This is a genomic window from Pseudomonas sp. P5_109 (assembly GCF_034009455.1).
Lineage (GTDB): Bacteria > Pseudomonadota > Gammaproteobacteria > Pseudomonadales > Pseudomonadaceae > Aquipseudomonas.
The window spans coordinates 2,269,992-2,296,577 of record NZ_CP125380.1 but is presented as its reverse complement, the minus strand read 5'-3'; the positions used below and the strand labels follow the sequence as shown (position 1 = coordinate 2,296,577).

29 protein-coding genes and 1 tRNA gene are annotated in these 26,586 nt (G+C 58.9%); 10 read left to right on the top strand and 20 right to left on the bottom strand.

The genetic code is table 11. The annotated features are described in order from the left end of the window. Window positions 1-59: 59 nt before the first annotated feature. Entirely contained in the window at window positions 60-611 is a 552-nt protein-coding gene (gene infC, locus QMK54_RS10400) for a translation initiation factor IF-3 (RefSeq protein WP_172435341.1), read from the bottom strand. After that, a complete protein-coding gene (gene thrS / locus QMK54_RS10395) occupies window positions 611-2,533 on the bottom strand; it encodes a threonine--tRNA ligase (protein WP_110656646.1) in 1,923 nt (640 codons plus the stop codon). The genes infC and thrS overlap by 1 nt, the downstream gene beginning before the upstream one ends. A gap of 374 nt (window positions 2,534-2,907) precedes the next feature. On the opposite strand from thrS, the gene QMK54_RS10390 reads away from it, so the two are divergent. Next, a complete protein-coding gene (locus QMK54_RS10390) occupies window positions 2,908-3,210 on the top strand; it encodes a hypothetical protein (RefSeq protein ID WP_110656648.1) in 303 nt (100 codons plus the stop codon). A 292-nt stretch (window positions 3,211-3,502) separates the two neighbouring features. Next, window positions 3,503-3,715, top strand: a complete 213-nt coding sequence (locus QMK54_RS10385) for a cold-shock protein (protein ID WP_003179963.1) — start codon at window positions 3,503-3,505, stop codon at window positions 3,713-3,715. A 69-nt stretch (window positions 3,716-3,784) separates the two neighbouring features. On the opposite strand, the gene QMK54_RS10380 is transcribed toward QMK54_RS10385, so the two are convergent. Together QMK54_RS10380 and QMK54_RS10375 are read right to left on the bottom strand one after the other, a co-directional pair. After that, on the bottom strand, window positions 3,785-4,105 hold the full coding sequence (locus tag QMK54_RS10380; RefSeq protein ID WP_320402457.1) for an I78 family peptidase inhibitor: 321 nt from the start codon (window positions 4,103-4,105) through the stop codon (window positions 3,785-3,787). Window positions 4,106-4,270: 165 nt separating this feature from the next. Beyond that, complete coding sequence (locus QMK54_RS10375) at window positions 4,271-4,576, bottom strand: hypothetical protein (RefSeq protein WP_320402456.1); 306 nt, start codon at window positions 4,574-4,576, stop codon at window positions 4,271-4,273. A gap of 132 nt (window positions 4,577-4,708) precedes the next feature. On the opposite strand from QMK54_RS10375, the gene QMK54_RS10370 reads away from it, so the two are divergent. Then, window positions 4,709-4,921: a hypothetical protein gene (locus tag QMK54_RS10370; protein ID WP_110656653.1), complete on the top strand. Its 213-nt coding sequence runs from the start codon at window positions 4,709-4,711 to the stop codon at window positions 4,919-4,921. Window positions 4,922-4,954: 33 nt separating this feature from the next. Here the strand turns inward: QMK54_RS10370 and QMK54_RS10365 are convergent, their stop codons facing one another. The 8 genes from QMK54_RS10365 to QMK54_RS10330 form a co-directional block, all read right to left on the bottom strand. Next, the gene (locus tag QMK54_RS10365) at window positions 4,955-5,983 is read right to left on the bottom strand and encodes a nucleoside hydrolase (protein WP_320402455.1); all 1,029 of its coding nucleotides are present in this window, start codon (window positions 5,981-5,983) and stop codon (window positions 4,955-4,957) included. A gap of 43 nt (window positions 5,984-6,026) precedes the next feature. Then, window positions 6,027-6,431, bottom strand: a complete 405-nt coding sequence (gene rbsD, locus QMK54_RS10360; RefSeq protein WP_320402454.1) for a D-ribose pyranase — start codon at window positions 6,429-6,431, stop codon at window positions 6,027-6,029. Beyond that, on the bottom strand, window positions 6,428-7,345 hold the full coding sequence (gene rbsK / locus QMK54_RS10355) for a ribokinase (RefSeq protein WP_320402453.1): 918 nt from the start codon (window positions 7,343-7,345) through the stop codon (window positions 6,428-6,430). Before rbsK ends, rbsD begins: the two co-directional genes overlap by 4 nt. A gap of 58 nt (window positions 7,346-7,403) precedes the next feature. Further along, entirely contained in the window at window positions 7,404-8,423 is a 1,020-nt protein-coding gene (locus QMK54_RS10350; RefSeq protein WP_110656661.1) for a LacI family DNA-binding transcriptional regulator, read from the bottom strand. Between the two features lie 3 nt (window positions 8,424-8,426). Further along, on the bottom strand, window positions 8,427-9,404 hold the full coding sequence (locus tag QMK54_RS10345) for an ABC transporter permease (RefSeq protein ID WP_320402452.1): 978 nt from the start codon (window positions 9,402-9,404) through the stop codon (window positions 8,427-8,429). Further along, window positions 9,401-10,954, bottom strand: coding sequence for a sugar ABC transporter ATP-binding protein (locus QMK54_RS10340; protein WP_320402451.1), 1,554 nt, complete (start codon window positions 10,952-10,954; stop codon window positions 9,401-9,403). Before QMK54_RS10340 ends, QMK54_RS10345 begins: the two co-directional genes overlap by 4 nt. A gap of 55 nt (window positions 10,955-11,009) precedes the next feature. Then, window positions 11,010-11,966, bottom strand: a complete 957-nt coding sequence (locus QMK54_RS10335; RefSeq protein ID WP_057715547.1) for a sugar ABC transporter substrate-binding protein — start codon at window positions 11,964-11,966, stop codon at window positions 11,010-11,012. Between the two features lie 194 nt (window positions 11,967-12,160). Further along, window positions 12,161-12,622, bottom strand: a complete 462-nt coding sequence (locus QMK54_RS10330) for a hypothetical protein (protein WP_320402450.1) — start codon at window positions 12,620-12,622, stop codon at window positions 12,161-12,163. A gap of 352 nt (window positions 12,623-12,974) precedes the next feature. Here QMK54_RS10330 and QMK54_RS10325 point away from each other — a divergent pair, with 352 nt between their 5' ends. From QMK54_RS10325 to QMK54_RS10315, 3 genes are all read left to right on the top strand, one after another. Continuing rightward, window positions 12,975-14,063: an asparaginase gene (locus QMK54_RS10325; RefSeq protein WP_110656668.1), complete on the top strand. Its 1,089-nt coding sequence runs from the start codon at window positions 12,975-12,977 to the stop codon at window positions 14,061-14,063. Between the two features lie 180 nt (window positions 14,064-14,243). Continuing rightward, a complete protein-coding gene (locus QMK54_RS10320; protein ID WP_110656670.1) occupies window positions 14,244-14,513 on the top strand; it encodes a DUF1654 domain-containing protein in 270 nt (89 codons plus the stop codon). A 4-nt stretch (window positions 14,514-14,517) separates the two neighbouring features. Next, window positions 14,518-15,207 carry an endonuclease I family protein gene (locus tag QMK54_RS10315; protein ID WP_320402449.1) on the top strand — a complete coding sequence of 230 codons (690 nt, stop codon included), beginning with the start codon at window positions 14,518-14,520 and terminating at the stop codon, window positions 15,205-15,207. 87 nt (window positions 15,208-15,294) lie between these two features. Here QMK54_RS10315 and QMK54_RS10310 read toward each other — a convergent pair whose 3' ends face one another. Continuing rightward, the gene (locus QMK54_RS10310) at window positions 15,295-15,660 is read right to left on the bottom strand and encodes an SPOR domain-containing protein (RefSeq protein WP_223592929.1); all 366 of its coding nucleotides are present in this window, start codon (window positions 15,658-15,660) and stop codon (window positions 15,295-15,297) included. Between the two features lie 250 nt (window positions 15,661-15,910). On the opposite strand from QMK54_RS10310, the gene csrA reads away from it, so the two are divergent. Continuing rightward, entirely contained in the window at window positions 15,911-16,102 is a 192-nt protein-coding gene (csrA, locus tag QMK54_RS10305; RefSeq protein ID WP_007975691.1) for a carbon storage regulator CsrA, read from the top strand. Window positions 16,103-16,274: 172 nt separating this feature from the next. Here csrA and QMK54_RS10300 read toward each other — a convergent pair whose 3' ends face one another. Beyond that, complete coding sequence (locus tag QMK54_RS10300) at window positions 16,275-16,730, bottom strand: DUF2214 family protein (protein ID WP_110656676.1); 456 nt, start codon at window positions 16,728-16,730, stop codon at window positions 16,275-16,277. A 203-nt stretch (window positions 16,731-16,933) separates the two neighbouring features. Between QMK54_RS10300 and QMK54_RS10295 the strand changes: the two genes are divergently transcribed. Next, window positions 16,934-17,686 carry a carbonic anhydrase gene (locus tag QMK54_RS10295; protein ID WP_110656678.1) on the top strand — a complete coding sequence of 251 codons (753 nt, stop codon included), beginning with the start codon at window positions 16,934-16,936 and terminating at the stop codon, window positions 17,684-17,686. 73 nt (window positions 17,687-17,759) lie between these two features. On the opposite strand, the gene QMK54_RS10290 is transcribed toward QMK54_RS10295, so the two are convergent. Then, the gene (locus QMK54_RS10290; RefSeq protein ID WP_110656680.1) at window positions 17,760-17,954 is read right to left on the bottom strand and encodes a hypothetical protein; all 195 of its coding nucleotides are present in this window, start codon (window positions 17,952-17,954) and stop codon (window positions 17,760-17,762) included. A gap of 251 nt (window positions 17,955-18,205) precedes the next feature. On the opposite strand from QMK54_RS10290, the gene QMK54_RS10285 reads away from it, so the two are divergent. After that, window positions 18,206-18,412, top strand: a complete 207-nt coding sequence (locus tag QMK54_RS10285) for a hypothetical protein (RefSeq protein ID WP_320402448.1) — start codon at window positions 18,206-18,208, stop codon at window positions 18,410-18,412. Between the two features lie 681 nt (window positions 18,413-19,093). Here QMK54_RS10285 and QMK54_RS10280 read toward each other — a convergent pair. After that, window positions 19,094-19,170 (bottom strand) — tRNA-Val (locus QMK54_RS10280). A gap of 184 nt (window positions 19,171-19,354) precedes the next feature. On the opposite strand from QMK54_RS10280, the gene QMK54_RS10275 reads away from it, so the two are divergent. After that, window positions 19,355-20,638 carry an NAD(P)/FAD-dependent oxidoreductase gene (locus tag QMK54_RS10275; protein WP_110656683.1) on the top strand — a complete coding sequence of 428 codons (1,284 nt, stop codon included), beginning with the start codon at window positions 19,355-19,357 and terminating at the stop codon, window positions 20,636-20,638. A gap of 199 nt (window positions 20,639-20,837) precedes the next feature. On the opposite strand, the gene QMK54_RS10270 is transcribed toward QMK54_RS10275, so the two are convergent. From QMK54_RS10270 to QMK54_RS10255, 4 genes are read right to left on the bottom strand one after another with little or no spacing between them, the layout of a single operon-like run. After that, on the bottom strand, window positions 20,838-21,809 hold the full coding sequence (locus QMK54_RS10270) for an XdhC family protein (RefSeq protein ID WP_320402447.1): 972 nt from the start codon (window positions 21,807-21,809) through the stop codon (window positions 20,838-20,840). 1 nt (window position 21,810) lies between these two features. After that, complete coding sequence (locus tag QMK54_RS10265; protein ID WP_320402446.1) at window positions 21,811-23,049, bottom strand: cytochrome c; 1,239 nt, start codon at window positions 23,047-23,049, stop codon at window positions 21,811-21,813. A gap of 2 nt (window positions 23,050-23,051) precedes the next feature. After that, complete coding sequence (locus tag QMK54_RS10260) at window positions 23,052-23,591, bottom strand: (2Fe-2S)-binding protein (protein WP_007982256.1); 540 nt, start codon at window positions 23,589-23,591, stop codon at window positions 23,052-23,054. Next, window positions 23,584-26,415 carry a xanthine dehydrogenase family protein molybdopterin-binding subunit gene (locus QMK54_RS10255; RefSeq protein ID WP_320402445.1) on the bottom strand — a complete coding sequence of 944 codons (2,832 nt, stop codon included), beginning with the start codon at window positions 26,413-26,415 and terminating at the stop codon, window positions 23,584-23,586. The genes QMK54_RS10260 and QMK54_RS10255 overlap by 8 nt, the downstream gene beginning before the upstream one ends. Window positions 26,416-26,586: the final 171 nt, after the last annotated feature.

The following is a 26,586-nucleotide window of genomic DNA, read 5'->3' as shown; positions in this document are numbered from 1 at the left end:
TTCGGATACTCCGCATTCAGTTGATAAACATAATCAGAAGGCCTGCCGTGCCCTGTTGATTACTTCTTCTTTTTCGGGGCGATGACCATGATCAGCTGGCGTCCTTCCATCTTAGGATGCTGTTCGACCGAACCGTACTCGAGCAAGTCACCTTCAACTCGCTTGAGGAGTTCCATCCCCAGCTCCTGGTGGGCCATCTCACGGCCGCGGAATCGCAAGGATACCTTGGCCCTGTCCCCGTCACTCAGGAAACGTACCAGGTTGCGCAGTTTTACCTGGTAATCCCCTTCCTCCGTCCCTGGACGAAACTTGATTTCTTTAACCTGAATCTGCTTCTGGTTTTTCTTGGCCGCAGCAATCTGCTTCTTCTTTTCGAAGATCGATTTGCCGTAGTCCATCAGTTTGCAAACAGGTGGTACTGCATCGGCGGAAATCTCCACCAGATCCAGCTTGGCCTCTTCAGCCTTAAGAAGCGCGTCTTCAATTGACACAATCCCAAGCTGTTCACCTTCAGCACCAATTAACCGAACCTCGCGGGCCGAGATATTCTCGTTGATCGGGGCTTTCGGTGCAGCTCGTTTATCTTGTCTCATTTCACGCTTAATAATAATTACTCCGAATCTGGGCGACCACGCCGGGAAACCGCTTGCGCGAGAAACTCAGCGAACTGGGCGACGGGCATCGAGCCCAGGTCAGCACCTTCACGAGTACGCACAGCGACAGTCTGCATCTCGACTTCCCGATCTCCGATAACCAAGAGATAAGGAACCTTGAGCAAAGTATGCTCGCGGATTTTAAAGCCGATTTTTTCATTTCTCAAGTCAGACTTGGCACGGAATCCGCTTTCGTTGAGGGTTTTTTCAACCTCGGCGGCGAAATCCGCTTGTTTGTCGGTGATATTCATCACCACTGCCTGGGTCGGAGCAAGCCACGCCGGGAATGCACCCTCGTAGTGCTCGATCAGGATTCCGACGAAACGTTCGAAGGACCCGAGGATCGCCCGGTGCAACATCACCGGGTGCTTGCGACTGTTGTCTTCGGAGACGTATTCGGCTCCCAGACGCACTGGCAGGTTAAAATCGAGCTGCAGGGTACCACACTGCCAGACCCGACCAAGACAATCTTTCAGCGAGAATTCGATCTTCGGACCGTAGAAGGCCCCCTCACCCGGCTGCAGATCGTACGGCAAGCCAGCACTATCAAGGGCTGCAGCCAATGCCGCTTCGGCGCGATCCCACAGTTCGTCGGAACCGACGCGTTTTTCCGGACGAGTGGACAGCTTCATCTCGACGTCTTTAAAGCCGAAATCGGCGTAGACGTCCATGGTCAGCTTGATAAACGCAGCGGACTCGGCCTGCATCTGCTCTTCGGTGCAGAAGATGTGGGCGTCGTCTTGAGTAAACGCACGCACGCGCATGATGCCGTGCAAGGCACCCGATGGCTCGTTACGGTGGCAGGCACCGAACTCGGCCAGGCGCATCGGCAACTCGCGGTAGCTTTTCAGGCCCTGGTTGAACACCTGCACGTGGCAAGGGCAGTTCATTGGCTTGATCGCGTAGTCGCGGTTTTCCGACTGGGTGGTGAACATGTTGTCGGCGTAGTTGGCCCAGTGCCCGGATTTCTCCCACAGGCTGCGGTCAACGACTTGCGGCGTCTTGATTTCGAGATAGCCGTTGTCGCGCTGAACCTTGCGCATGTACTGCTCGAGCACCTGGTACAAAGTCCAGCCGTTCGGGTGCCAGAACACCATGCCCGGCGACTCTTCCTGGGTGTGGAACAGGCCCAGGCGCTTGCCGATCTTGCGGTGGTCGCGTTTTTCGGCTTCTTCAATGCGCTGGATGTAAGCAGCCAGTTGCTTCTTGTCCGCCCATGCGGTGCCGTAGACGCGCTGCAATTGCTCGTTCTTGGCATCGCCACGCCAGTAGGCGCCGGACAGCTTGGTCAGCTTGAAGGATTTCAGGAAGCGCGTGTTCGGCACGTGCGGACCGCGGCACATGTCGACGTATTCTTCGTGATAGTAAAGGCCCATGGCCTGTTCGTTCGGCATGTCCTCGACCAGGCGCAACTTGTAGTCTTCGCCACGGGCCTTGAACACTTCGATCACTTCGGCGCGCGGAGTGACTTTCTTGATCACGTCGTAATCTTTTTCGATCAGCTGCTGCATGCGCTGTTCGATGGCGGCCAGGTCGTCCGGAGTGAAAGGACGTTCGAAGGCGATGTCGTAATAGAAACCTTCGTCGATGACCGGGCCGATGACCATCTTGGCGGTCGGGTACAGCTGCTTGACCGCGTGGCCAACCAGGTGGGCGCAAGAGTGGCGAATGATCTCCAGCCCCTCTTCATCCTTTGGCGTGATGATTTGCAGCGACGCGTCGCTGTCGATGATGTCGCTGGCGTCGACCAGCTTGCCATTGACCTTGCCAGCAACGGTGGCCTTGGCCAGGCCTGCACCGATGGATGCGGCGACCTCGGCTACGGAAACCGGGTGATCGAATGAACGTTGACTGCCGTCGGGAAGAGTAATAGTTGGCATGGCGCCTCCTCTCCTAGTGGTGACCCCTACCAAAGGTCACGTGGGTTGGGATGAGCCAGTACAAGATCCGGTCCAGGCCATTCAATGACGAACGCCTGCCTTACAGCGGCAGGAGCCTTGCGGCCAACCGGAAAACCGAACCAGAGTGACTGGGATTCAAATCAGGGTTAATCGCGCATCTGCCGCTACCGGGACTGAAGGTCCGTCGGAGCCTGCAAACGCCCGAGCGGGGCATGCTAGCACAGATGAACGGTGGTAGCTGCGCAGAGGCTTTCCAACGCGGCAAATCAGGCGTTTTTATGCCAGAGTGATGAACTTGAGCCGCGCGTTAGCGCTCAGATAACAAGACATTGACCTCAAAGGAGCATCTTGGCATGCATCTGAATCGTTTATTCGCTGTTGTCGCACCAATCGTTCTGCTGCTGCCGCTGGCCGCCCACGCCGAATGGCCAAAAGGTGAACGCGAGAAGTACATGTCTCAGTGTGTTCCTGCGGCTGCGGAACAAATCGGTCCAGCTGCGGCCAAGGCCCACTGCGCTTGTGGTGCCGATGCGATCAAGTCGTTCCCGGCCAGCGACATCCAGGCATTGATGGATAACAAAGCCAGTGACGCCCTGAAACAGAAAGCGTTTAGCCAAATTGCAGCCTGCAAGGCTGAGAACAAAGCCAAAAATTAAGCACAGACCTGCGTTCTCAAACCCTGTTTTACTGGCAAAAAGTCCCCAAAACAGCCCATTCCGTACATTTTATGCAGGTTTTACAGCTTTTTTTATCACCTTTACTTTCGGCCAGAGGCCTTATAAAACGGGGCCTCCAGCCATTTAAAGATATAAAAAAACCACGACTGATCGGCAAACAGCTCGCCCGGGGGGGTCCCAAACCGAACATTTCGACTATGATACCCGGGTGTGCCCAGTTGGCCTGAGCAGCACAGTACTACTGAAAATATATGTTTCTTGGAGATACACCATGTCTAATCGCCAAACCGGCACCGTTAAATGGTTCAACGATGAAAAAGGCTTCGGCTTCATCACTCCTCAAGGTGGCGGTGACGACCTGTTCGTACACTTCAAAGCTATCGAAAGCGACGGTTTCAAAAGCCTGAAAGAAGGCCAGACTGTTTCCTTCGTGGCTGAGAAAGGCCAAAAGGGTATGCAAGCTGCTCAAGTTCGCCCAGAGTAATTTCCAGGCGCACTAAAAAAACCCCGTCCATGTGACGGGGTTTTTTATGGCCGGAACAAAAACGAACGATCAGCCGCAGTTGACGCGGGTCACTATCCGGCTGGCATCGGTGTTCAGGTTCAGGCGATCGGAACGGTACTCCAGCGTCACCATATCGGTTGGCAGCAGGAACCGTGCGCTTTGCGCTCCTGCGCGGGTACGCGCCTGCTCAAGCAGTTGCGGCGATGCCTGTTTGCCGATAGTGAACTCGGCAGCCTTTGCCTCACAGCGACTGTGACCCGTGTCAGTCGTCGCAACATCAGCGGTTGCCGACTCCGTAGAGGTAGTGCTGCAACCGGCCAGCGTGGCAACGGCCAGCAAAGTACCCAATGACGCGAGCTTCCAAGGCATGAAGCCTCCTTATTCAATGATTAAGCTGAGATCGTGCGACAACCAGACTGGCGTTTGGTTTCACCGGCAGCGCTAGCACCCTGCCCGCAATCCGGACGAACCGCGATTTTGCCTGAGCAGCACCCTCCCCTTAATCACTGAATCGTGACTGAATATGAACGACGCTCAATAGACGTCGATATAGTCGTAAGGCGGATTGGGCCAGTTCTCTTTCAAGGCATTGAAGATCTGCATGACCCAGACCTCATCGCTGGCCGCGACCCGCCCGACATAACCGGAGCCCTTGGCCCAGGTTTCCAGGCGAAACAACAAGCCGTCGATATCGGTACCACCCACGACACCCGAGGAAATATAGGCAATGCCTCCTCGGGTGACCCGCAATTGGGTGTGCTCATCATCACTGGCGCCGGCCAGCAACTGACGCACGGCCTCAAGGGTCAGGTCATCTGGAGAGTTCAAATCGATCTGCACGGCGCATTCCCTGAATATTCGTCAAAGACCAAGTGTCGCATAGCCCACCTTTGCCGCCTAAGTCGGCGTGTCAAAAGCCCCGCAAAATGGTTAACTCGGCACTCAGACTTCCCCGACCTCACGAGTGCCACCATGACCACCGTAAGCATCGACGCTGACATCAAGGCCAAGTGGCAGGACGGCCACAGCTCCTACAGTCCAGGCAGCACGGAGGAGCTTGCCATCATCGGTATCGACCTGTTGGTCAGGGATATTGGAACCGAAGCCGCGCAATCGTTCATCGAGCAGATTTTCGAGAAGCATTTGTCAGACCAAAAGGCCGAAGCGCTCAGCGGCCGGGAGTGAACCCCGCAGGCAGGCACCTGCGGGGCTTGACGCTTATTTCAGGCGGGCCAGGCGCTCGGTCAGCAGATCGAAAAAGCCCTGGGCATCACCGTTTTCAACCCAGAAGGCATTCTTTGGTGCTTTCAAGCCGTCATGCCAGTCGACGATGGTTTGTCCAAAGGTTGGTCCTTCGCGGCTATCGACAACCACGTTGACCGAGCGACCGCTGAACAATTGCGGCTTGAGCAGATAAGCGATCACCGTGGCGTCATGCACCGGCCCACCCGGGATGCCGTAGTGTTCCATGTCGCCCTTGATGTATTCATTGAGAATGTCGCCCACCAGCCGGCTGGCGTTGTTGTTCAGCGCGGCAATTTGATTCAGGCGCGCTTCGCTGGTAAGGATCTTGTGGGTCACATCCAGCGGCAGGTAAGTCAGCTTCACGCCACTCTTGAGTACCACTTCGGCGGCCTGCGGATCGGCAAACAGATTGAACTCGGCTACCGGCGTGATGTTACCGCCATTGAAGTGCGCGCCGCCCATGACCACCACTTCCTTGATGCCCCGGACGATATCCGGTTCCTGGATCAGCGCCAGGGCCAGGTTGGTCTGCGGGCCGAGCATGGCGATAGTCATGCTGTGAGGCTTGGCCGATTTCAGGGTATCGATCAGATAAGTCACGGCACTGCCCGTGGCCAGGCCTTTCCTGGGCTCATGCACGGCAATGCCCGAGAGCCCTTCCATGCCATGAATGTCCTCGGCGTAGATGGGTGTGCGCATCAGGGGCCTTGGCGCGCCCGCATAGACCGGCACTTCTTCGCGCCCCGCCCACTCCCGGGCCAGTCGCGCATTGCGCGAGGTCTTGTCCAGGCGAACGTTGCCGGCAACGGTGGTCAATGCCCGGACATTCAGCTCATCCGGCGACGCCAGCGCGAATAACAGGGCGACGACATCGTCAGCCCCTGGATCGGTGTCGATGATCAGGTCGATTTTTTCTGACGCCTGGGCGTTCGATGCAGTAAGCAGGGACAAAAGCAGCAGGCTCCGGAGCAGTGGGTACAGTTTTTGAGCATAGCGATACACGGCGAACTCCTTGTGCATGGGACATCAAAACGCGGACAACCAGTTAAAACGTTACGCCGGCGACCAGCACAATGTTGCAGTACGGCTGGCACTCGCCTGTACGAATAATCGCTCTCGCTTGTCGGCTCAAGACCTTGAATTGTTCATGGGTGAGCACTTCACGTCGCCCCAATGCGCCTTCGCCGTTCAGCTCTTCCAGCGCGACCAGGGCCGACGGTTTTTTATCGAAGAGCTCCTGAGCCAGCACATGGCTTTCGACCTGCATCTCACTGAGCGCCACCTTCAAGGTGCTGACAAAATCCGGAATGCCATGGGTCAAGGCCAGGTCGATCAATTCAACGCCTGGAGGAACCGGCAAACCGGCGTCCCCGATGACGACCATGTCGCCATGCCCCAATGAGGCAATCAGCCGCGACAAAGCAATGTTGAGCAGTGGTGTCTTTTTCATTGGTTTTTAAACGCCTGCACATCGCTCAAGGCGGGAATCGACGGTTGCGCGCCGGCACGGGTGACAGACAGCGCCGCAGCCACTTGCCCGAAGCGGATTGCCTGCACTTCATCCTTGCCCGCTGCCAGCGCCGCAGCGAAACCGCCCACGAATGTATCGCCGGCCGCCGTTGTGTCGACAGCCTGCACGACGGGCGCGGGGAAATGTTCGAAACGCTGGCCATCGGCAAACAGCGAACCTTGCGCACCAAGGGTGATGATCACCTTACCGGCGCCCAGGGCAATCAGCTTGGTTGCCGCGGTTTGCGCGGATTCCAGGGAGTCCACGGACACTCCGCTCAGCGCCGACGCTTCGCTCTCGTTGGGAATCAGGTAATCGATCGACGCGTACCAGTCCACTGGCAAGGGACGGCTGGCCGGCGCGGGGTTGAGGATGACCGTCTTGCCCAATTCGCGACCGCGCTTGAGCGCATGGCCAACGGAGGCATCAGGTACTTCCAGCTGACAGATGAGCACGTCCGCCGCCTGTATGACCGAATCAAAACGGTCAATGGCTTCAGCCGTCAGCTCACCGTTGGCACCGGGGACGATGACGATCGTGTTCTGGCTGTTGTCGTCGACCACAATCAACGCCACGCCGCTGGAACCTTCAACGGTGCTGACCGCCTGACAATCGATCTGTTCGGCCAACAGCGCCCCGCGCAGCGCCTCACCATAAGCATCGTCACCCACGCAGCCGATCATCGACACCTGCGCTCCCAGCCGCGCCGCAGCCACGGCCTGATTGGCGCCCTTGCCGCCGGAGACGGTGGCAAACGAAAGACCAATCAGCGTTTCACCGCCCTTGGGCAAGCGCGGCGCACGGGTCACCAGGTCCATGTTCAAACTGCCAATCACCACTACTTTTGCTGACATACATTGCTACTCATCGATTCTGTTTCGGCGACGCTGTTGATTTAGCGGCGTCCTGTTTTCAACGGAACTGGGTAAACACGCCGGCCAGCGGCGCCGTCGATTCACGGATGACGATACTCGGCGTCACGATCCGCTGATCGGTCGCCAGACCCGGCGTGGCGATCCGTCGTAAAAGCACTTCGGCAGCCATTTCGCCGAGCTGCAGGATTGATTGCCCGACCGTGGTCAACGACGGATAGACATACCGACTCATCTGGATATCGTCGAAGCCGATCACCGACAACTCGCTCGGTACGCGAATATTGCGCTCGGCGGCAGCTCGCAGCACGCCGATGCCGATCATGTCGTTGGCGGCAAAAATGGCAGTAGGCGGATGGCTTTCCAGCAAAATCGCGGCAGCGCTGTAACCGCCAGTGCTGGTGAAATCACTTGCCAGCATGCGCCCGGAAGAGACTTCGACGCCCGCCTCTTTCAGGGCCCGGCAATAACCCGCCAGACGCATCTGCGCCACACTGGTGTTTTCCGGCCCGCTGATCGTGGCGATGTCCCGGTGGCCCAGTTCCAGCAGGTGCCGGGTCGCCAGGTACGCGCCGTATTCATGGTCGATGCGCACAAGGTCCGCATCGACACCGTCCAGTCCACGGTCGACAATCACCATGGGCGTGCGCACGCCTTTGAGGCCTTGAGCCAGACCGCTATCGCCACCAGCCGAGGCGACAATCAGGCCGTCGATGCGTTTTTCCAGCAGCACACGCAGGTAACTGCGCTGCTTGTCCGGATTATCGTCGGAGTTGCACAGGATGACGCAGTAACCGTTGCGCTCGCAGTAATCCTCGATACCCCGGGCCAGTTCGGCAAAATACGGGTTGAGGCTGTTGGGGACCAAAAGGCCGATGGTCGCCGTGGTCTTGGCCTTAAGCGAACGGGCCACCGCGCTGGGGACGTAATCGAGGGTCTTGATCGCCTCTTCGACCTTGATCCGGACTTCTTCACTGACCGGACGGGTCTTGTTCACCACATGGGACACCGTGGTGTAGGAAATGCCGGCAAGGGCTGCCACATCTTTGATAGTCGCCATGACTCAGGTCCGCCGGCTTGCGCGTTGACTGCGATAAGTGTCCAGCACCACCGCCACCACGATCACGGCGCCGGTTATGATGCGTTTGGTCGGCTCGGTTGCCCCGATCTGCGCCAGCCCCGCGGCCAGTACAGAAATGATCAGGACGCCGAAAAACGTGCTGATCACCGAACCGCGCCCGCCCATCAGGCTGGTCCCGCCGATCACGACGGCTGCGATTACCTGCAACTCAAGACCGGAACCGGCATTCGGGTCGGCAGCTTCCAGGCGAGAAATCTGGAACAACGCCGCAACACCGGCGAGCAATCCCATCAGGCTGAAAACCAGGATCTTGTAAGGCTTCGGATTGATCCCCGCCAGCCGTACGGCCTCCTCATTGGTGCCGATACCGATCAGGTAACGACCGAACACCGTGCGGGTCAACACGGCCTGGGCGATGAAAATGATCAGCAACGCAATGATGAACGAGGGTGAGATGCCGAAGGCGATCAGATTGGACAACCAGGCGAACGCATCGCCGATGTAGGCCGTACGCGAACCGGTCATCTGGTACGCCACCCCGCGAGCCATTTCCAGCACGCCCAGGGACACGATGAACGAAGGTATCCGCCACGCCACCGTGATCGAACCGGTGATGGTGCCCGCGAGCGCCGCGACGGCCATGCCGAGCAACGCTGCGGGCAGAACGCTCCAGCCCCAGCCAAGTATCGCCACGCTGACGGTCGAGGCCGCCAGTGCCAGCACCGAGCCGACCGACAGGTCGATGCCCCCGATGATCAACACAAAGGTCATGCCGACCGCCAGCACCATCAGGTCCGGAATCTGGTTGGCCAGGGTGCTGAACGTGTCGTACGACAGGAAGTGACTGCTCAACACCGAGAACAGCACGATCATCGCCAACAAGGCCCCCGCCAGCCCCAGGTAGGTGCCCAGGCCGTAGAAGTTGCCACTGTGTTTGCCGGCGGAAGAAGCGGTTTTCATGGAAGATCCCTAGGCGCGGCTTCGTTCAGCAGCGCATCACGTTTTTGGTAGCCGGCAAAAGCAGCGGCGAGCAACTCATCCTGGGTCCAACTGTCGCGATCGAATGTATCGATCAGGCTTCCTGCCGAGAGCACGCCGATCCGGTCGCAGATCAGCATCAGCTCGCGCAAGTCGCTGGAGACCACCACCAGCGCCTTGCCCTGGCGGGTCAACTCACCGAGCAGGTTGTAGATATCGAACTTGGCGCCGACGTCGATGCCGCGGGTCGGCTCGTCGAACAGCAGCACCGAGCAGTCGCGCTCCAGCCAACGGCCGATGACGACCTTCTGCTGATTGCCGCCGGACAACTCAGACACCAACTGTGCCGGGCCGGAACTGCGAATGCGCATGGCGTCGATTTGACGCTGGGCCAGGGCGTTCTCGCCAGCGTTGTCGACAAAGCCGGCGCTGGAGATGCCGGGCATGTTGCCCAAGGCGATATTGGCGCCGATCGACTGCGTCAACAAAAGGCCTTCGCCCTTGCGATCTTCAGTGATCAACGCAATGCCGTGCCCCACCGCATCGACCGGCGAACGAATGCTGACGACTTGCGCCGGCGCGCCCAAGGCAATCGTGCCGCTGTCGGCGATATCGGCACCGAAGATCAGGCGCAACAACTCGGTGCGCCCCGCGCCGATCAAACCGGAAATCCCGAAAATCTCTCCGGCACGGACTTCGAACGACACATCACGGACCTTATCGGCACGGGTCAGGCCCTTGATCGTCAGCATCGGAGCGCCAATCTTGCGCGCCCCCATATCGATGTGTTCGCCGAGCTCGCGGCCGACCATCAGCGTGACCAATTGCTCGCTGTTGTAGTTGGCCATCGGCTCGACACAGACCAGGTTGCCGTCGCGCAGCACGGCAATGCGCTGAGCCACCCGCGCCAGCTCTTCGAGACGGTGGGAGATGTAGATGATCGATACGCCACGCGCCTGCAGGCGAGTGATTTGCTCGAACAGCATTTCGACTTCGCGCGCAGTGAGCATCGCCGTCGGCTCATCGAGAATCAGCACATGGCAATCGCCAATCAGGTTGCGGGCGATCTCCACCATTTGCTGGTGACCGATGCCCAGTTCGCCGACCAGGGTGTCCGGGTCAATGGCGTCGAGCCCGACCTGGGTCATGGCCTCGATGGCAGCCTTGCGCAATTGTTTGCGACTGATCCAGCCGCCGCTGTTGGGCAGGTTGTCGAGAAACAGGTTTTCCGCCACTGACAGGGTCGGCAGCAGATTGAGCTCCTGCATGACCATGCGGATACCGAGGCCTTCAGCCTGAGTCCGGCTCCCCGGGCGATAGTCCTGCCCCTGGAACTGCATCTGGCCGGTGGTCGGCGTGACCAGCCCGCCAATAATCTTCGAAAGCGTGCTTTTGCCCGCCCCGTTCTCGCCGGTCAGAGCCAGCACTTCACCGCGCATGAGCGTCAGGTCTATGCCGCTCAATACCGGTTGGGCGTAGGTCTTGCCGATACCGCTGACCGAAAGGACAGCGTTCGGAGTGGAAGCTGACATAAAAACTCTCCACGCGCCCGTCCAGCTGGACGAGCGCCGTTGCGTCGCCAGAAGGTTATTTGGTGACCAGCTCTACCGGCGTTTCGATCACGCCATTGGCGCCGCCGTCGACCTTCTCGCCCTTGAGAATTTTCAAGGCCGTCTCGATGCCGAACACTGCCTGTTTGGCCGCAAACTGGTCTGCGGTGGCCAGCACCCGACCATCCTTGAGCATCGGCTGAATGGCGTTGATGTTGTCGTAGCCGACCACTTGCACCTTGCCGGCCTTGCCCGCGGCGCGTACCGCAGACACTGCACCAACCGCCATGCTGTCATTGCCAGCCAACAGGGCCTTGGTTTGCGGGTATTCGCTGAGAATCGACGCGGCCACCTTGTTGCCCTTGTCGATCTCCCAGTCACCGGATTGCAGGGACACGACCTTGATCTGCGCCGCCTCCATCGCATCCTTGAAACCTGCAGTGCGCTGCTGGGCATTGGTGGTGGTGGACACACCCTCGATGATGCCGACTTCGTCACCGGCCTTCAGTTGTTTGGCCAGGTAATCACCCACCAGCCGCGCGCCCTTGCGGTTGTCCGGGCCTACGAACGGAACATTGATGTTCTTGCTTTTGACGACGGCGGGGTCCAGCTGGTTGTCGATGTTGATCACGGTGATACCGGCATCGATGGCTTTCTTGATCACCGGCACCATGGCTTTGGAGTCTGCCGGCGCAATCACCAGCGCATTGACCTTGGCCAGGATCATCTGCTCGACGATCCGCGTCTGGCCGGCGGTGTCGGTTTCATCCTTGATGCCGTTGGAGATCAGGTCGAATTCGCCGGAGTGATCTTTCTGGTAGGCCTTGGCGCCGTCTTCCATGGTCAGGAAGAACTCGTTGGCCAGGGATTTCATGACCAGGGCGACTTTCGGTTTTTCAGTGGTTTCAGCGAAGGCTGAAGAGACAGGCAATGCAGCGGATGCGGCAGCCAGCATAGCGACAGCGAGAAGACGTCCAGCGAATGGCAGCTTCATGGGTTCACTCCGATCTTATGATTATTGTGAGCAACGCTTGCGCTGGCGTAAGCTTCACGACCCACAGTGATGGAATGCCATCAGCGTGGGTCGCGCAAACGTTTGCGTGAACCAAACTATGCGAACCCTGCCGGTATTTGTCAACGACCTGAAAAGTGCTTTCAGAGATGTTCAGCGAAAAAACGGCATGCATCTCATGCCGTAGTGTTGACCACCGATCCCGTGCCAGAACCCTTGGTCAGCTCCTTGATCAGACTCGCGCTCACTTGCAGGATGGCACCGGTGGTTTCGGCAACCTGCCCCTGAATGGCCGCTACCGCGGTGGTCTTGGCTTCCGGAGTCGGATAGGACGCTGCCTGGGCCTGCGCCAGTTGCTGCTGTTGCTCACGCAATTGCTGTTGCAGTTCCTTCAGGCGCTTGAGCAAGACCTTCACCGCCACGCTGGTGTTATCGCTCGTTTCCGATTCGGCCGATGCACCGGCACTTTCTCTCAGGCCTACCGGAGCGGTTTTAACCTGGGTGCCGTCGCCTTCCTTTACACCCCGCGCGTTGGCAGCCGTATCCCCTGTCACATCGCCCACAGCACGAATGGTCGCCGCAGACGTCCCCCCGATGGTGATGCCCGCGGTATTCGGGAAGCCAATAGATAACGACATGTGAGCTCCTGCAGAAATAGATCCCTTGAAGGAGCATCGACCGACTAGCGCTTTTCTTGAGTCGGTCACGACGATTTGACGCGTTTAAATCTTAAACAGGACTGCCATCCTTTTCGGAGAGCCGAACGCAAAAGACACACATGTTCGGCAATCCGGACGTCAGGAGCGGAAACCGCCTCCGGACACAAACTGCAATACCATTACAAATCATTAAGTTAGGCGTGTTTTTCGATTCAGGGTGTTACTGGTACAGATCCTGCTCTTCTCCTCATACCTCCGGCGTTCAGATTCGCCCGGGGCGCATCTAGATGAACCTGCATCTGCACCGTCTCACAACTAGAAGAGAAAAATAATGACATCTGCATTCAAGACCTTTGTTCCGGGCGCCTTGGCCCTGCTACTGCTTCTGCCTACCGCCCTACAGGCCAAAGAAGCCGAAACCCAACAGAAACTGGCCAACGTGGTGATTCTCGCCACCGGTGGCACCATTGCCGGCGCAGGGGCCAGCGCCGCCAACAGCGCAACCTATCAAGCAGCGAAAGTCGGCATTGAACAGCTGATCGCCGGCGTTCCAGAACTGAGCCAACTGGCGAACGTTCGCGGCGAACAAGTCATGCAAATCGCTTCCGAAAGCATCACCAACGAAAACCTCCTGCAACTGGGCCGCCGCGTAGCCGAACTGGCCGACAGCAACGACGTCGATGGCATCGTGATCACCCACGGCACCGATACCCTGGAAGAAACGGCGTACTTCCTGAACCTGGTGGAAAAAACCGATAAGCCGATCATCGTCGTGGGCTCCATGCGCCCGGGCACTGCGATGTCCGCCGATGGCATGCTCAACCTGTACAACGCGGTGGCCGTGGCCAGCAGCAAAGATGCGCGGGGCAAGGGCGTACTGGTGACCATGAACGATGAAATCCAGTCGGGTCGCGACGTCAGCAAAATGATCAACATCAAGACCGAAGCGTTTAAAAGCGCCTGGGGTCCGTTGGGCATGGTGGTAGAAGGCAAGTCCTACTGGTTCCGCTTGCCAGCCAAGCGCCACACCATGGATTCCGAATTCGACATCAAGACCATCAAGAGCCTGCCTGACGTCGAGATCGCCTACTCCTACGGCAACGTCAGCGATACCGCCTACAAAGCCCTCGCTCAATCGGGCGCCAAAGCCATCATCCACGCCGGCACCGGCAATGGCTCGGTATCGTCGCGAGTGGTCCCTGCCCTGCAAGCCCTGCGCAAGGACGGCGTGCAGATCATTCGCTCCTCCCATGTCAACGCCGGCGGCTTTGTATTGCGCAACGCCGAACAGCCTGACGACAAATACGACTGGGTCGTGGCCCACGATCTGAACCCGCAAAAGGCGCGGATCCTGGCGATGGTCGCGTTGACCAAGACCAATGACAGCAAAGAGCTGCAGCGGATGTTCTGGGAATACTGATTCACCCTCGCCCGACCGATCCGGTCGGGCACCCCGTGCACCATTCGCCAGCCCTGGCGAGTGGCGCCGCTCGATCTGACAAAAAAACTTCCTTCGCCTTACGCCAAATGCAGTAAACCGCTGTCAGAGGATTCTCTTGATTTTTAAGCAGTTGCGAAATGGCGTACAGTTAAATACTGTATGCACGTACAGCTTAATAAGGATAATCCTGTGGACACCACCTCTACCTCTCCCGACACCTATGTACGCATGGGCCTGCGCGTTCAGAAAATCATCAACTCCCCCACCGCACAAAAGGCCCGGGCAGCACTGATCTTCCGCCTGCCTGACGAGCCGGTGGATGAATGGGAACGCTTGCTGGAAGAAATCGACGAGAACGACAACGTCACCCTCGCCTACCGCGACGATGGCGGCGTGCAGATTTTCTGGGTTGTGCCGAAGGAAGATTGAGTCGATGAGTGCCCGCTGGTTTGCTTTGTTGTTTGTGTTTTTTGTCATGGGCGCGCAAGCCGATGCTCCGCGCACCTTCTCTGAAGCGAAAAAGGTCGCCTGGAAGCTCTACGCCCCCCAATCCACCGAGTTTTATTGTGGCTGCAAGTACACCGGCAACCAGGTGAATCTGGCCGCCTGCGGCTATGTGCCGCGTAAAAATGCCAAGCGTGCATCCCGCATCGAGTGGGAGCATATCGTTCCGGCCTGGCAGATCGGCCATCAACGCCAGTGCTGGCAAGAGGGCGGTCGCAAGAACTGCACCCGCTACGATCCGGTTTACCAGAAGGCCGAAGCTGATTTGCACAACCTGGTGCCCAGCATTGGCGAGGTCAATGGCGATCGCAGCAACTTCAGTTTCGGTTGGCTGCCCGAACAGTCTGGGCAGTATGGTTCGTGCCTGACCCAGATCGACTTCAAGGCCAAGAAAGTCATGCCCCGCCCTTCCATTCGCGGCATGATCGCCCGGACCTACTTCTACATGAGCAAACAGTATGGTTTGCGCCTGTCGAAACAGGATCGGCAACTGTACGAAGCCTGGGACAAAACCTATCCGGTCCAGGCCTGGGAACGCCAACGCAACCAGAGCGTGGGGTGCGTCATGGGGCGCGGCAACGAGTTTGTCGGCCCGGTAGACATGAAGGCCTGCGGCTGAATCCAGGCGCAATACCCGAAACAAAAAAGGCCTCGGGGCTGAACCCCGAGGCCTTTTTAGTTGCTCTGACGTCTGCGCTACTGAATGTTATTGAGCGGCCGGTCGCTCAAGCACCAGCAATTCGATGTTCTGTTTCTTGGCGCGAGTGAGCGCCGCACGGACTTCATCCTGTTTGGCTTCGGCCTCGGCTTTCGAATTGAACGGCCCCATCAGGATTCGCGTATTGCCATTTTCCTTGAGGATGCTCGACATGAAACTATGCTCGATCAGCCAGCCACTCAAATCGCTGACCGCCTGAGGGGTTTCACCTCGCACTTCAAGATCCCATTGTGGGCCGGACACCGGCGCCGGCACGGTGGCCATGGCCGGTTTGGGCTTCGGTGCATCCACACTGTTGCCCTCACCACATCCCGCCAGTGCCAATATCGCGAATACCAAGACCATTTTGTGCACGGCGCTTCCCTCTAAATGCTTAAAGCGGGGATTTTAACATCCATGAATACTTCACGAGAGCCGTAAAATGGGCTCAAAACAACGAGAATCATGGATGCGGCCTCTGTATAGTTACGCCTTGGGAATTAATGCCACATCTGCGCGTCAGAAAGAGGCACCCAAACTCTGAGACTTCGCACTAATCTATACATACCACCGACTTCTGCACTGTCCGAATCAGGTGCCCCACAAAGCAATCAAGGAGAAGACCATGCTGATACTCACCCGCAAAGTCGGTGAAAGCATTAATATCGGTGATGACATTACGATCACCATCCTGGGCGTAAGCGGCCAGCAAGTCAGGATCGGCATCAACGCTCCGAAGGACGTTGCAGTGCATCGTGAAGAAATTTACCAGCGTATTCAGGCCGGCCTGACCGCTCCGGAAAAGCCGCAATCCTGAATCCTGCTGCAGTCACTAGCCAGCCCGTTCAGTCTGGAACCACGGCTGGCTAAAGATTCAGCATCGCCTCTGCCCTGCAATCCACAAGGGGTTCGATACTAGCGGCAAGCTCAATGCCCTGGCTGTCAGACTTTTCCGGTTTATCCCAAGGAAGGATGCGTTCGCTGCGTGATCAACCAAACATCACGCCTCGCGCCATGCCAGTCGCCGCCACCACCATCAACAGCAGCAACAGCGCCTCGACATGACTGATCCGTGCAAACAGCTTCGCACGGCCGGTATCGACAGACACTTTACGGGCAAGCGCTATCCGCCATTTGATCAGCGTCACCATTGGCGCAATCTCCAGCAGCAGGATCAGCACGAACAGCGTCATCTTCAGATGAAACAGCGGCTGGTGCAGGTAATAGTCGGCGCCTTTCTCGTACCCGCCAAAGGCGCGCATCCCCCCGCTGATCAGCAAAACGACCGCTGAAATACCCCAGATATTATCCGCCATCAAAACACTACGCACTTCTGCGGCCCCATCGGCCAGGCGCCGCAAAGCCGTGCCTCGAACCAGCACCGCCCAAAATCCCAAGGCCATTGCCAGAAGATGAACCGCCGCCAGAAACCAGTGAGTGAGCATCGAGAAACTCCTGCCAGGTCGAATGTGTGTGAGCCAGTCAGTAGTAGCCCATGAAGTGACAGCTTGCACGGCACCTGCGGACAAAGTCCGGTACACAATATGACAGACCAACTAAACTCCACTGCGCTGGTTTCGAGCGTCCGTGGCAACACCAGCCCCAACCGCAACTCACTCTCACCGCATTGAACTGAGTAAACAAAATCATGTGTGAATCATGTGATTCAAGCTCTGCTTCAAACACAACAGGCCGTCGTCGTTTTCTTCAATTTGCCGGATTGAGCGCAGGCGCCCTGCTGCTGACCGGCACACTGCCCGGCAAGCTCATCCAGGCAGCCGAAAAAGCGACAGCCCCACCAAAACCTCAAAATGCAATCAGTCCCGATATGGCATTGAAAAGACTGATGGAGGGCAATGAGCGATATGTAAACGGCACTTCCAAGACGCATGACTTCAAGGCTGAGCGAGAGGCCCTGGTGTCCGGTCAAAATCCGTTCGTGGCAGTACTGAGCTGCTCTGACTCGCGGATCGCCCCGGAATATGCGTTTGATACCGCGCGAGGCGATCTTTTCTCCATCCGCGTCGCGGGCAACTTCGTGACCCCGGAAGGCCTGGCCAGTCTTGAATACGGGGTTGCCGTGCTTGGCGCGCCGCTGATTCTCGTACTCGGTCATGAAAGCTGCGGCGCTATCGAGGCCGGTATCAAGGCCGTCAAGGACAAGACGGTTTTCCCCGGCCATATTCCGAAGCTGACCGATGCACTCAAGTCGGCTATCGAGGCAGTGCTCAAGCAACCCGGGAGCCTGATGGAAAACGCCACCGCGCAGAACGTCAAAAATTCGGTCAACAGCCTGAAACAGGCCTCACCCTTGCTGACCGATGCGCAGAGCAAGGGCCTGCTGAAGATCGTGGGAGGTGTCTATCGCCTGGCGAGCGGCAAGGTAGAGCTGATCGCTTGAACCGCAACACGCACATCACCGGCATCGGAACACCCCCGCATGCAAAGAGCCCAGCGCGATGGCTGGGCTCTGGTTACTTCCGGTTTTCCATCATTTTGTCGGCCAGCGCCCTGGCCCTCTCGATCAACAGGTTCTGCCTGTCTTCGTGCGTAGCACCACCCACAACCGGGGCTGTCAGATTGCTTTCGGCAATCAATGCAGCGCAGAAATATTGGTCCCAGACGGCCTTGTCCACAGATGCCTGCTTGCTGATTTGATCGACGTTCATAGGCGGCTCCTTTCAATGAGGCAGCCCCACCAGTTTACGCCTGAATGGCAAAGAATCCGGACCACCATCGACAGTGACCCGCCATTCGTCGCCTGTGAAAACACTACGAGGAGTTCCCCTGGGTCCGTGGCTTGAGGATTGCAGAGATCGCGCGTAGCAGCGCGGGAACGACATAATTCTGACGCTGCAGCCATTCAATCAATGCTTAAGGACTCCAGCGATACGCTTGGTCAGTCACCGGGAGATGTAACGTGTCAACGCTCAACGAAATCGCAATGAACCACGCGCGAATGGCTAAGGAAAAGGCAGCAGAGTCGACTGAACTGAGCGAGCGACACCTCCAGATTGTAGGAAGCTTCGAGGTACCGTCCATTGAAGTACAGCAGAACATCCCACTGCATTTGATTGCGGGAATGCAGGAGGGGCATCACGGCCTTGCAGCGGCCTTTGCCCACTGACTTCCATCGAGGCAGGCGACGATCTGAACGATTACTCGGCAAACCCTGGTTGTCAGGTATCCGCTCAGTAATCGTCGCACGCAGGATCAGCCGATGTCGCCGACAACGCGCGCGTAGCTCTCGAAGCCATCGACAAGCATGAGAAGTTCATCAAGATGACGCTTGCGGTGCTCATGGCGCCAGAGTGACTGGCTGCCTGAAGCAGAAGGGACGGTGGTTAACACAACTCGCACCAAATCAGGATCATGCTGGTCGCCAGGCCGCTAGTAACGATCCCGATTCCAAACACCACGCCGAGAAGCAGAGTTTTTGCCCACATGGCTCGATTCTCCGGATACCGCATTCAAAGAATGCTTGAGTAAGAGCACCTGAGCAAAATCCAAGCCATTTGGCATAGGTAAGTCCAGGCCCGGTGATTGCGCTAAAACGCTCTGTTCGAGTCGTGAAAAATCCCCCAACAAGGGGTTCGCTGACCCTAAGTTTTGGGTTGCATCCCCCCAAACGCCGGGGCTCCAGGACACCCTTCAAGGACACGGCACGGTGATGACGCGGTGGTTTACATGAAGGTGAAAGCCGACCTGAAGATCTAGCGCAGTAGTCGTTTGCCCAAACACCAGACAACAAAAAAGGGCCCACCTTTCGGTGAGCCCTTCCAGACCGCCCAGCAGAGCGGATTTTGTTTGGTAGGCGCGATTGGACTCGAACCAACGACCCCCACCATGTCAAGGTGGTGCTCTAACCAACTGAGCTACGTGCCTGCTGTGAGGCGGCATTCTACGGAATTCCGGAGGGGTGTCAACACCTTTTTTCGCGCTAACCCTATGAATATGCAAAATATTTAATTTTGCCGCTGCAAAGAAGATTTTCCGGGTGGCTGGCGGGCGATTTTCAACTCGGGTAGGATCAATGCACTCGTAAAATATATTAAACAGAGGCTGCCGGATGGCTAACACTCCCTACCCCGAGTCCTACTACGCCGCATCGGCCAATGCGGTTCCGCCGCGCCCAGCGTTGCAGGATGACGTCGAGACCGATGTCTGTGTGATTGGCGCCGGTTATACGGGGCTGTCCTCTGCCCTGTTTCTGCTGGAGAACGGCTTCAAGGTCACGGTGCTCGAGGCCGCCAGGGTGGGTTTCGGGGCGTCCGGGCGTAATGGCGGGCAGATCGTTAACAGCTATAGCCGCGACATTGATGTCATCGAGCGCACGGTCGGCCCCAAGCAGGCTCAATTGCTGGGGCAGATGGCCTTTGAAGGTGGCCGGATCATTCGTGAGCGGGTCGCCAAATACAACATTCAGTGCGACTTGAAAGACGGTGGTGTATTCGCCGCCATGACCGCCAAACAGATGGGTCATCTGGAGTCGCAGAAGCGCCTCTGGGAGCGATTCGGTCATACCCAGCTCGAGCTGATGGATCAACGCCGCATTCGTGAGGTGGTCGCCTGCGATCAGTACGTCGGCGGCATGCTCGACATGAGTGGCGGGCACATTCATCCGCTCAACTTGGCGCTGGGCGAAGCTGCTGCGGTCGAATCCCTGGGCGGGACGATTTATGAGCAGTCGCCAGCCGTACGTATCGAGCGCGGCGCCAACCCGGTCGTGCACACGCCGCAAGGCAAGGTCAGGGCCAAATTCATCATCGTTGCCGGCAACGCTTATCTGGGCAATCTGGTGCCGGAGCTGGCCGCCAAGTCGATGCCTTGCGGCACTCAAGTGATTACCACCGAGCCACTGGGCGAAGAACTGGCCAAGACCCTGCTGCCTCAGGATTACTGCGTCGAAGACTGCAATTACCTGCTCGACTACTACCGCCTCAGCGGCGACAAGCGCCTGATCTTCGGTGGTGGCGTGGTGTACGGTGCGCGGGATCCGGCGAACATCGAAGCGATCATTCGACCGAAGCTGCTCAAGGCATTTCCGCAGCTCAAGGACGTGAAGATCGATTACGCGTGGACCGGCAACTTCCTGCTGACCCTGTCACGCCTGCCTCAGGTCGGGCGCCTGGGCGACAACATCTACTATTCCCAGGGCTGCAGCGGCCATGGCGTGACCTATACGCACCTGGCGGGCAAGGTGCTGGCCGAAGCCCTGCGCGGCCAGGCCGAGCGTTTTGACGCCTTTGCCGACCTGCCCCACTACCCGTTCCCCGGCGGACAAATGCTGCGTACGCCGTTCGCGGCGCTGGGTGCCTGGTATTACGGATTGCGCGACAGGTTCGGCATGTAACCCACAGATGCAAAAAGGGCCGCTGGATGCGTAATGCCTGTAGGAGCGAGCTTGCTCGCGATGCACTCAAGAGCGCCGCGTTTAGCCAGTAAATACGCGTTATCGTTAACGACCATCGCGAGCAAGCTCGCTCCTACAGTGAACAGCATTACACTGGATGCGGCCCTTTCAGTTGCAGAAAACAAAAGATGTTGTGGGGTTAGAGACGATCTCGTGGGATACCGCTGCGAATCCGCAGGATATCGGCCAATACCGCCAGGGCAATCTCCGCAGGCGTCTTGCTGCCCAGATTCAGCCCGATGGGTGCGTGAATCCGCCCCAACTCGAGATCCCCCAGACCACCAATGCGCCGCAAGCGCTCGAAGCGCTTTTGCGAGGTCTGCATGGAGCCCATCACGCCGATGTAGAACGCCTCGGTGCGCACCGCCTCCATCATCGCCAGGTCATCGATACGTGGATCGTGGGTCAACGCCACCACCGCCGTGTCGCTGTGACAACCACCATCGGCGATGAACACCGACGGCAGTTGGCGACGAATCTCTACGTTTTCCAGCACGACGCCTTCCAGCACTTCGTCCCGCGGATCACACAGAATCACCTCGAAACCCAGGCCCACGGCAAACTCCGCACAGGCCTGGGCGACACTGGAGTAGCCGGCCAGCAGCAAGCGCTGGGCCGCACCGACGCGCACGCGCACCCGGTCGATTTCGCGCTCGATACGCACACCCTGCTCACGATCATCGAACAGACTGCGCGCACCACTTTGCAGATCGACTTCACGGATCAACCGACGCCGGCCCAACAGTGCCGACTCCAGCTCGCGCAGATGCGCTTGTACGTCACATTCGGCCTCCAGCTGCTCGACCAGCACATCGAGCACCCCGCCGCATGGCAGGCTGACGCGCGAGCGTGGGTCGTCGCCTTCGCCGTAACGAACAACGCTGACTGGCTGCTCAAACGCGCCCTCGGCGACTCGCTCGAGAAAGTCTTCCTCGACACAGCCGCCAGACAGCGAGCCAATCCAGTGCCCCTGCGTGTTCACCGCCAGCAGCGAACCCGGTGCGCGCGGCGCCGAGCCGTAAGTGGCCAGCACCGTACACAGCCAGATGCGCTGACCGGCCACCGACCACTCCAGCGCCCGGCGCACCACTTGCAGATCGAGATGCTGCATATCAGTGGGCCTTGTGCTCGAGCGGCGGCGCATCGACCCGCAACTTCTGCACGTCATTCACAGCCAGATCATTCGGCTGACCGCCCCAGCCCTGACGCAGGTAGTTCAGCAGATCCGTGAGTTGCCCGTCGCTCAGCTTCTGGGCGAAGCCAGGCATCGGTTGCATGTGCTCGAACCCGGAGAATTTCTGCTCACCGATACCGTCGTCGATGACCCGTACCAGGTTGCGCGGGTCTTCCAGGCGCAGCGTGGTATTGCCACGCATGGCCACGGCGATGTGCGGCTTGCCTTCGCCACCTGGAGCGTGGCAACCGGCGCAGACATTCAAATATTCCTGACGGCCGCGCTGGGCGCTCGGGCTCAGCTTGTCCACAGGCACTTCGGTGAGCACTTTCGCCGCCGGTGGCTGATCGCCGAGCAGGAAGGTCGCCATCGCGGCCAGGTCCGGATCGCTGAGGCCCTGGGTGCTGTTGTGGAACACCGGGAACATTTCGTTGAACATCGTGCCCTGGGCGCTCATGCCGTGTTTGAGGAACGAGCTCAGGTCCTGATGATTCCAGCCACGGGCCGCCAGGTCAGTGGCCAGCAGGCTCGGCGCCAGGTAGCCATTGAGAATGCCACCGGTCATGCGCTTGTCCTGCTGCATCGCACCCGGCAAGCCGCGTGGGGTGTGACACTCGCCACAGTGACCGAGCACGTCGACCATGTACTGGCCGCGCTTCCAGGCTTCGCTCTTGCCTTCGGCAGGCGCAAGCTTCACGTCCTTGCCGTACATCATGTTCCAGCCCATCAGGCCCAGGCGCACGTTGAACGGGAAGCTCAGGCTGGTGACCGGCGCGGCGCGCTCGATCGGCTCAACGGTTTTCAGGTAGGCATGAATCGCGTCGGAATCTGCTCGCGGCATCAGGTGATACGAGGTGTAGGGCATCGCCGGATACAGGTTCGCGCCATCGCGGCGCTTGCCTTCAGTCAATGCGGCGAAAAACTCGTCATCGCTGTACAGGCCGATGCCGTGCTCTTCGCTCGGGGTGATGTTGGTGCCGTAGATCGTGCCGAACGGCGAAACGATCGGCAGACCACCCGCATAGGGCGCGCCGCCCGGTGCGGTGTGGCAGGCCATGCAGTCGGCAGCGCGGGCGAGGTATTGGCCTTGCTTGACCTGCGCATCATCGGCGTGAGCCGCCACCACAGGCGCAGCCAGACCAACCGCCAACGCCAGGCGGCTAAGTAGAAGCTTCATGCTTAACCCTCCTTGACCAGGCCGAGATCGGTCAGCACGTTGCGGGTGGCGCTGTAGTAGCGCACGTACCCGGTGCAACGGCAGATGTGATGACCCAGGCTGTCCTCGATGACTTTTTCCAGCTGGCTTTTGACGATCGGCTGACGCTGCAGCTTTTCCACCAGCACGGTCGCGGCATTGACGAAACCCGGCGCGCAGTAGCTGCACTGGAAGGCGAATTCGTCGACGAAGCGCTGCTGGATCGGATTCAGCTCGGTGACCTTACCCTGCTCGTCGCGGGTCGCATGGCCTTCGATGGTCCGTACTTTCTTGCCTTCGAAATAGTGCGCGCCGGTGATGCAGGTGCGCACTTCTTCGCTGGTGCCGTCCGGGTTGTCGACGATCACCACGCAGGCGTGGCAGATGCCCTGGCCGCAGCCCAGGCGCGAACCGGTGAGGTTCTTGTATTCGTGCAGGTAGTCGATCATCGGCAGGTCATCAGGGATGTCCACCGGGCCGACGGATTGACCGTTGAGGGTCAGTTGAAGCGGACGGTTAGCCATTGAGGGCCTCCTTGATGCGTGCAGAAGTGATAGGCAGGTCGCGGACACGTTTACCGATGGCATGGGCCACGGCGTTGCCGATGGCGCCGACCACCGGGATCATCACCACCTCGGCGATGCCCTTGGACGGATCGCTTGGCGACAGTGGCGGCAGGATCTCCGCCGTCTGTTTCCACACGGCAACGTGACGCGCCATCGGCAGGCGATAACGATTGAAGTTCCAGTCACCCTCCCCCGGCCCGCCTTCGTACAGCGGCATCTCTTCCATCAGCGCATGACCGATGCCCATGGCGATGCCGCCTTCGAGCTGACCCTTGACCAGTTCTTCCACCAGCACCCGACCGCACTCGACCCACGAGTGGTGGTTGAGCACCGACACTTCGTTCGAACCCTTGTTGACCTTCACTTCCACCAGCGTCGCGACCGGGCTGTAGTAAGTCACCGCCGCGTTGTTCAACTGGGTCGCCGGGTAGGCGATGCCCTGGCGGTCCAGCAGATGGAAACCGGCGCTGTTCATCTGCGCCTTCTTCGCACTCGGGGCACCGTCGCCGTACTTCACGGCCAGGCCGTCGAGCGGCAGACGCTCACGCACGCCGTCGATGCTGAACTCGGCCTCGGCCCAGCTCCAGCGGTTGAAACCGTGCACGGTGGCGCCGCTCACCAGGCCACGCTCGTGAACGCGCTTGGCCAACATGGCAAACGGCAGTGGCTCCATACCGTTGGCGGTGAGCTTGCCGTCGACCCAATGGGCGTCTTCGCGGCGCACCACGTAGGGGTTGGCCTGGCCGCCGTAAGGGCCTTGTCGCCAGATTTCCATGGCCGCCGGCCACAAGCCGTGGTTGAACAGCACACGCGCCGCTTCACGGGTGGCGTGGCTGAAGTAGTACGCCGAGTTGGTGGCCGACGAAGCCGAAGCCACCTTGCCGACCCAGCGCGGATTGCGCAGGAAGTTGTCCTGCTCGGCCTGGCTCATGATGTACGGGTTGCCGCCACTGATCAGCTGCAACTCTTTCCATTCGGTTTCGCCGGTCTTCACTTCGTGCGCCGGGAGACCGAGGAAATCGGCCACGACCATGGCTTGCGAGGTGGACATGCCGGTGCCGATTTCGATGCCGATGTGGCGCAGGCTGATGCGACCTTCGGCGGTGAATTCAATGCTGGCCATCGGCGCTTCGGAACCGGTGCCGAAGTCTTTCTGGCAGATGGCGAAACCAATGCCGTACCAGTTGTCCGGATCGGCGGCTTCGCGCTGTTGCTTGATCGCAGCGCGGTTTTTCCAGGTGTCGTGGACGGCCGCCTTGTCGAGAATCTCGTGCAGGCGCAAGGCACCGGCCGGGATCGCGCCCTGGGTGTTTTTCATGCCCGAGCGCAGTGCGTTCTTGCGGCGCAGTTCGATGGCATCGACACCGAGGCGATCGGCGATTTCGTCGACCATCATTTCGGTCGACGCCATGCTCTGCAGGGTGCCGTAGCCACGCATCGACCCGGCTTCAACGGCGCGGGAATGATAAGCCGTGACCTGCAGGTCGTTCTGCGGCATGTAGTAGATCGATTGCGCGGCCGTGGCGCCCACCGCAGCCACCGACGGGCTGTAGTTGATGCGCCCGCCACCGTCGACGCTCATTTCAGCGCGGAAGATCTTGAAGCTGTAGTCGTTCTTGTCCACCGCCAATTGGTAGCGAATGTCGAACGGGTGACGCTTGATGCCGCTCTGGAACTGCTCGTAGCGGTCGTTGGCCAGGCGCACCGGCACACCGGCACCGTACAACGCCGCCAATGCTGCGTAGTAGACGAAAATGTTGTGGTCTTTCGAGCCGTAACCGACGGTGTAACCCGGGTGCATGTTCAGGTTGGCCAGGCCGAAACGCGACGGCGCGATCATCTTCGCGGTTTCGGTCGCGGCTTCCAGCGGGCACTGGGTGGCGACAACGAAATGCAGGGTCTTGGTGGCCGGGTCGTACCAGCCGTTGCCGTTGTCCGGCTCCAGGGCGGCCGGTTCGATCGACGGGGTCTTGTAGCGCTCGTCGAACACCAGCCAGTTATCCGGCGGCGTATCGATCTGCTGCTTCATGCGGTCGGCGTAGAACAACCCGCGCTCGGTCAGATTGCCGTGCAGGTTCGGTTGGGAGTTCCAAACCGGACGACGGTTTTTCAGCATCGGGAACAGGATCGAGTCCTTGAGGCTGGCGAACTCGTCTTCGTCGGCCGAGGTCGCACCGCCGACGCGCACGTAGCGGAAGCTGCCGTAGGGATCGCCTTCGTAGAACGGCACTTTCTCGCCGTAGCGGATTGCCTTGTCATTGAACTTGAGTTGGTTCTTGGCCTGACGGAAGCGCTCGAAGTCGTTCCAGATCAGGATCGCCACCGGATGACCGATGAACATCGGCACCTTGCCGGCCGGCAGCAGTGGATCCGGGGCGTGCTCCTCAGGGAACACGATACCGTCCTTGACCAGGTCTTCGGCGGTGACGATGCGGTCCGGCTGCAACCCGGCATCGAGCCACGACAGGTCGATGCCGGCAAAAATGTGGTCGGCCTTGATGGTTTTCAGCAGCATGGCGTGGCCTTGCTGCTCTGGCCAGCCCGGCATGTCCTTGGCGCGGATATCGCGGGCAAAGACCTTGCTGCCGCAGACCTTGGACAAGGCATCGTTACGGGCGCGCGCCTTGCCATTGTTGCCGAGCCACTGCTCGGACGGCACGGTCACGCTGTTCTCCATCAAGGCGGCCAGCGCCTGGCTGCTCAATGGCGTGAGCGTCACGCTCACACCCGCTACCAGCCCGCCCTGAAGGAACGAGCGCCGGGATATATCACGGTTGGACATGGATCATCCTCTGGGCGGTTATGGGGTCCGCCCTTCTGGTTATGTTCTGGAAATCTCGAGTCTTGCAGAGGCCCTTTTCGACGATGCAAAGGGCTGTTGTTGACCGTGCAAAGCTGACCGAAAGGTTAAGTTTATAGGCTTATGCCTTTGCGGAAAACTAAAAACTGACCA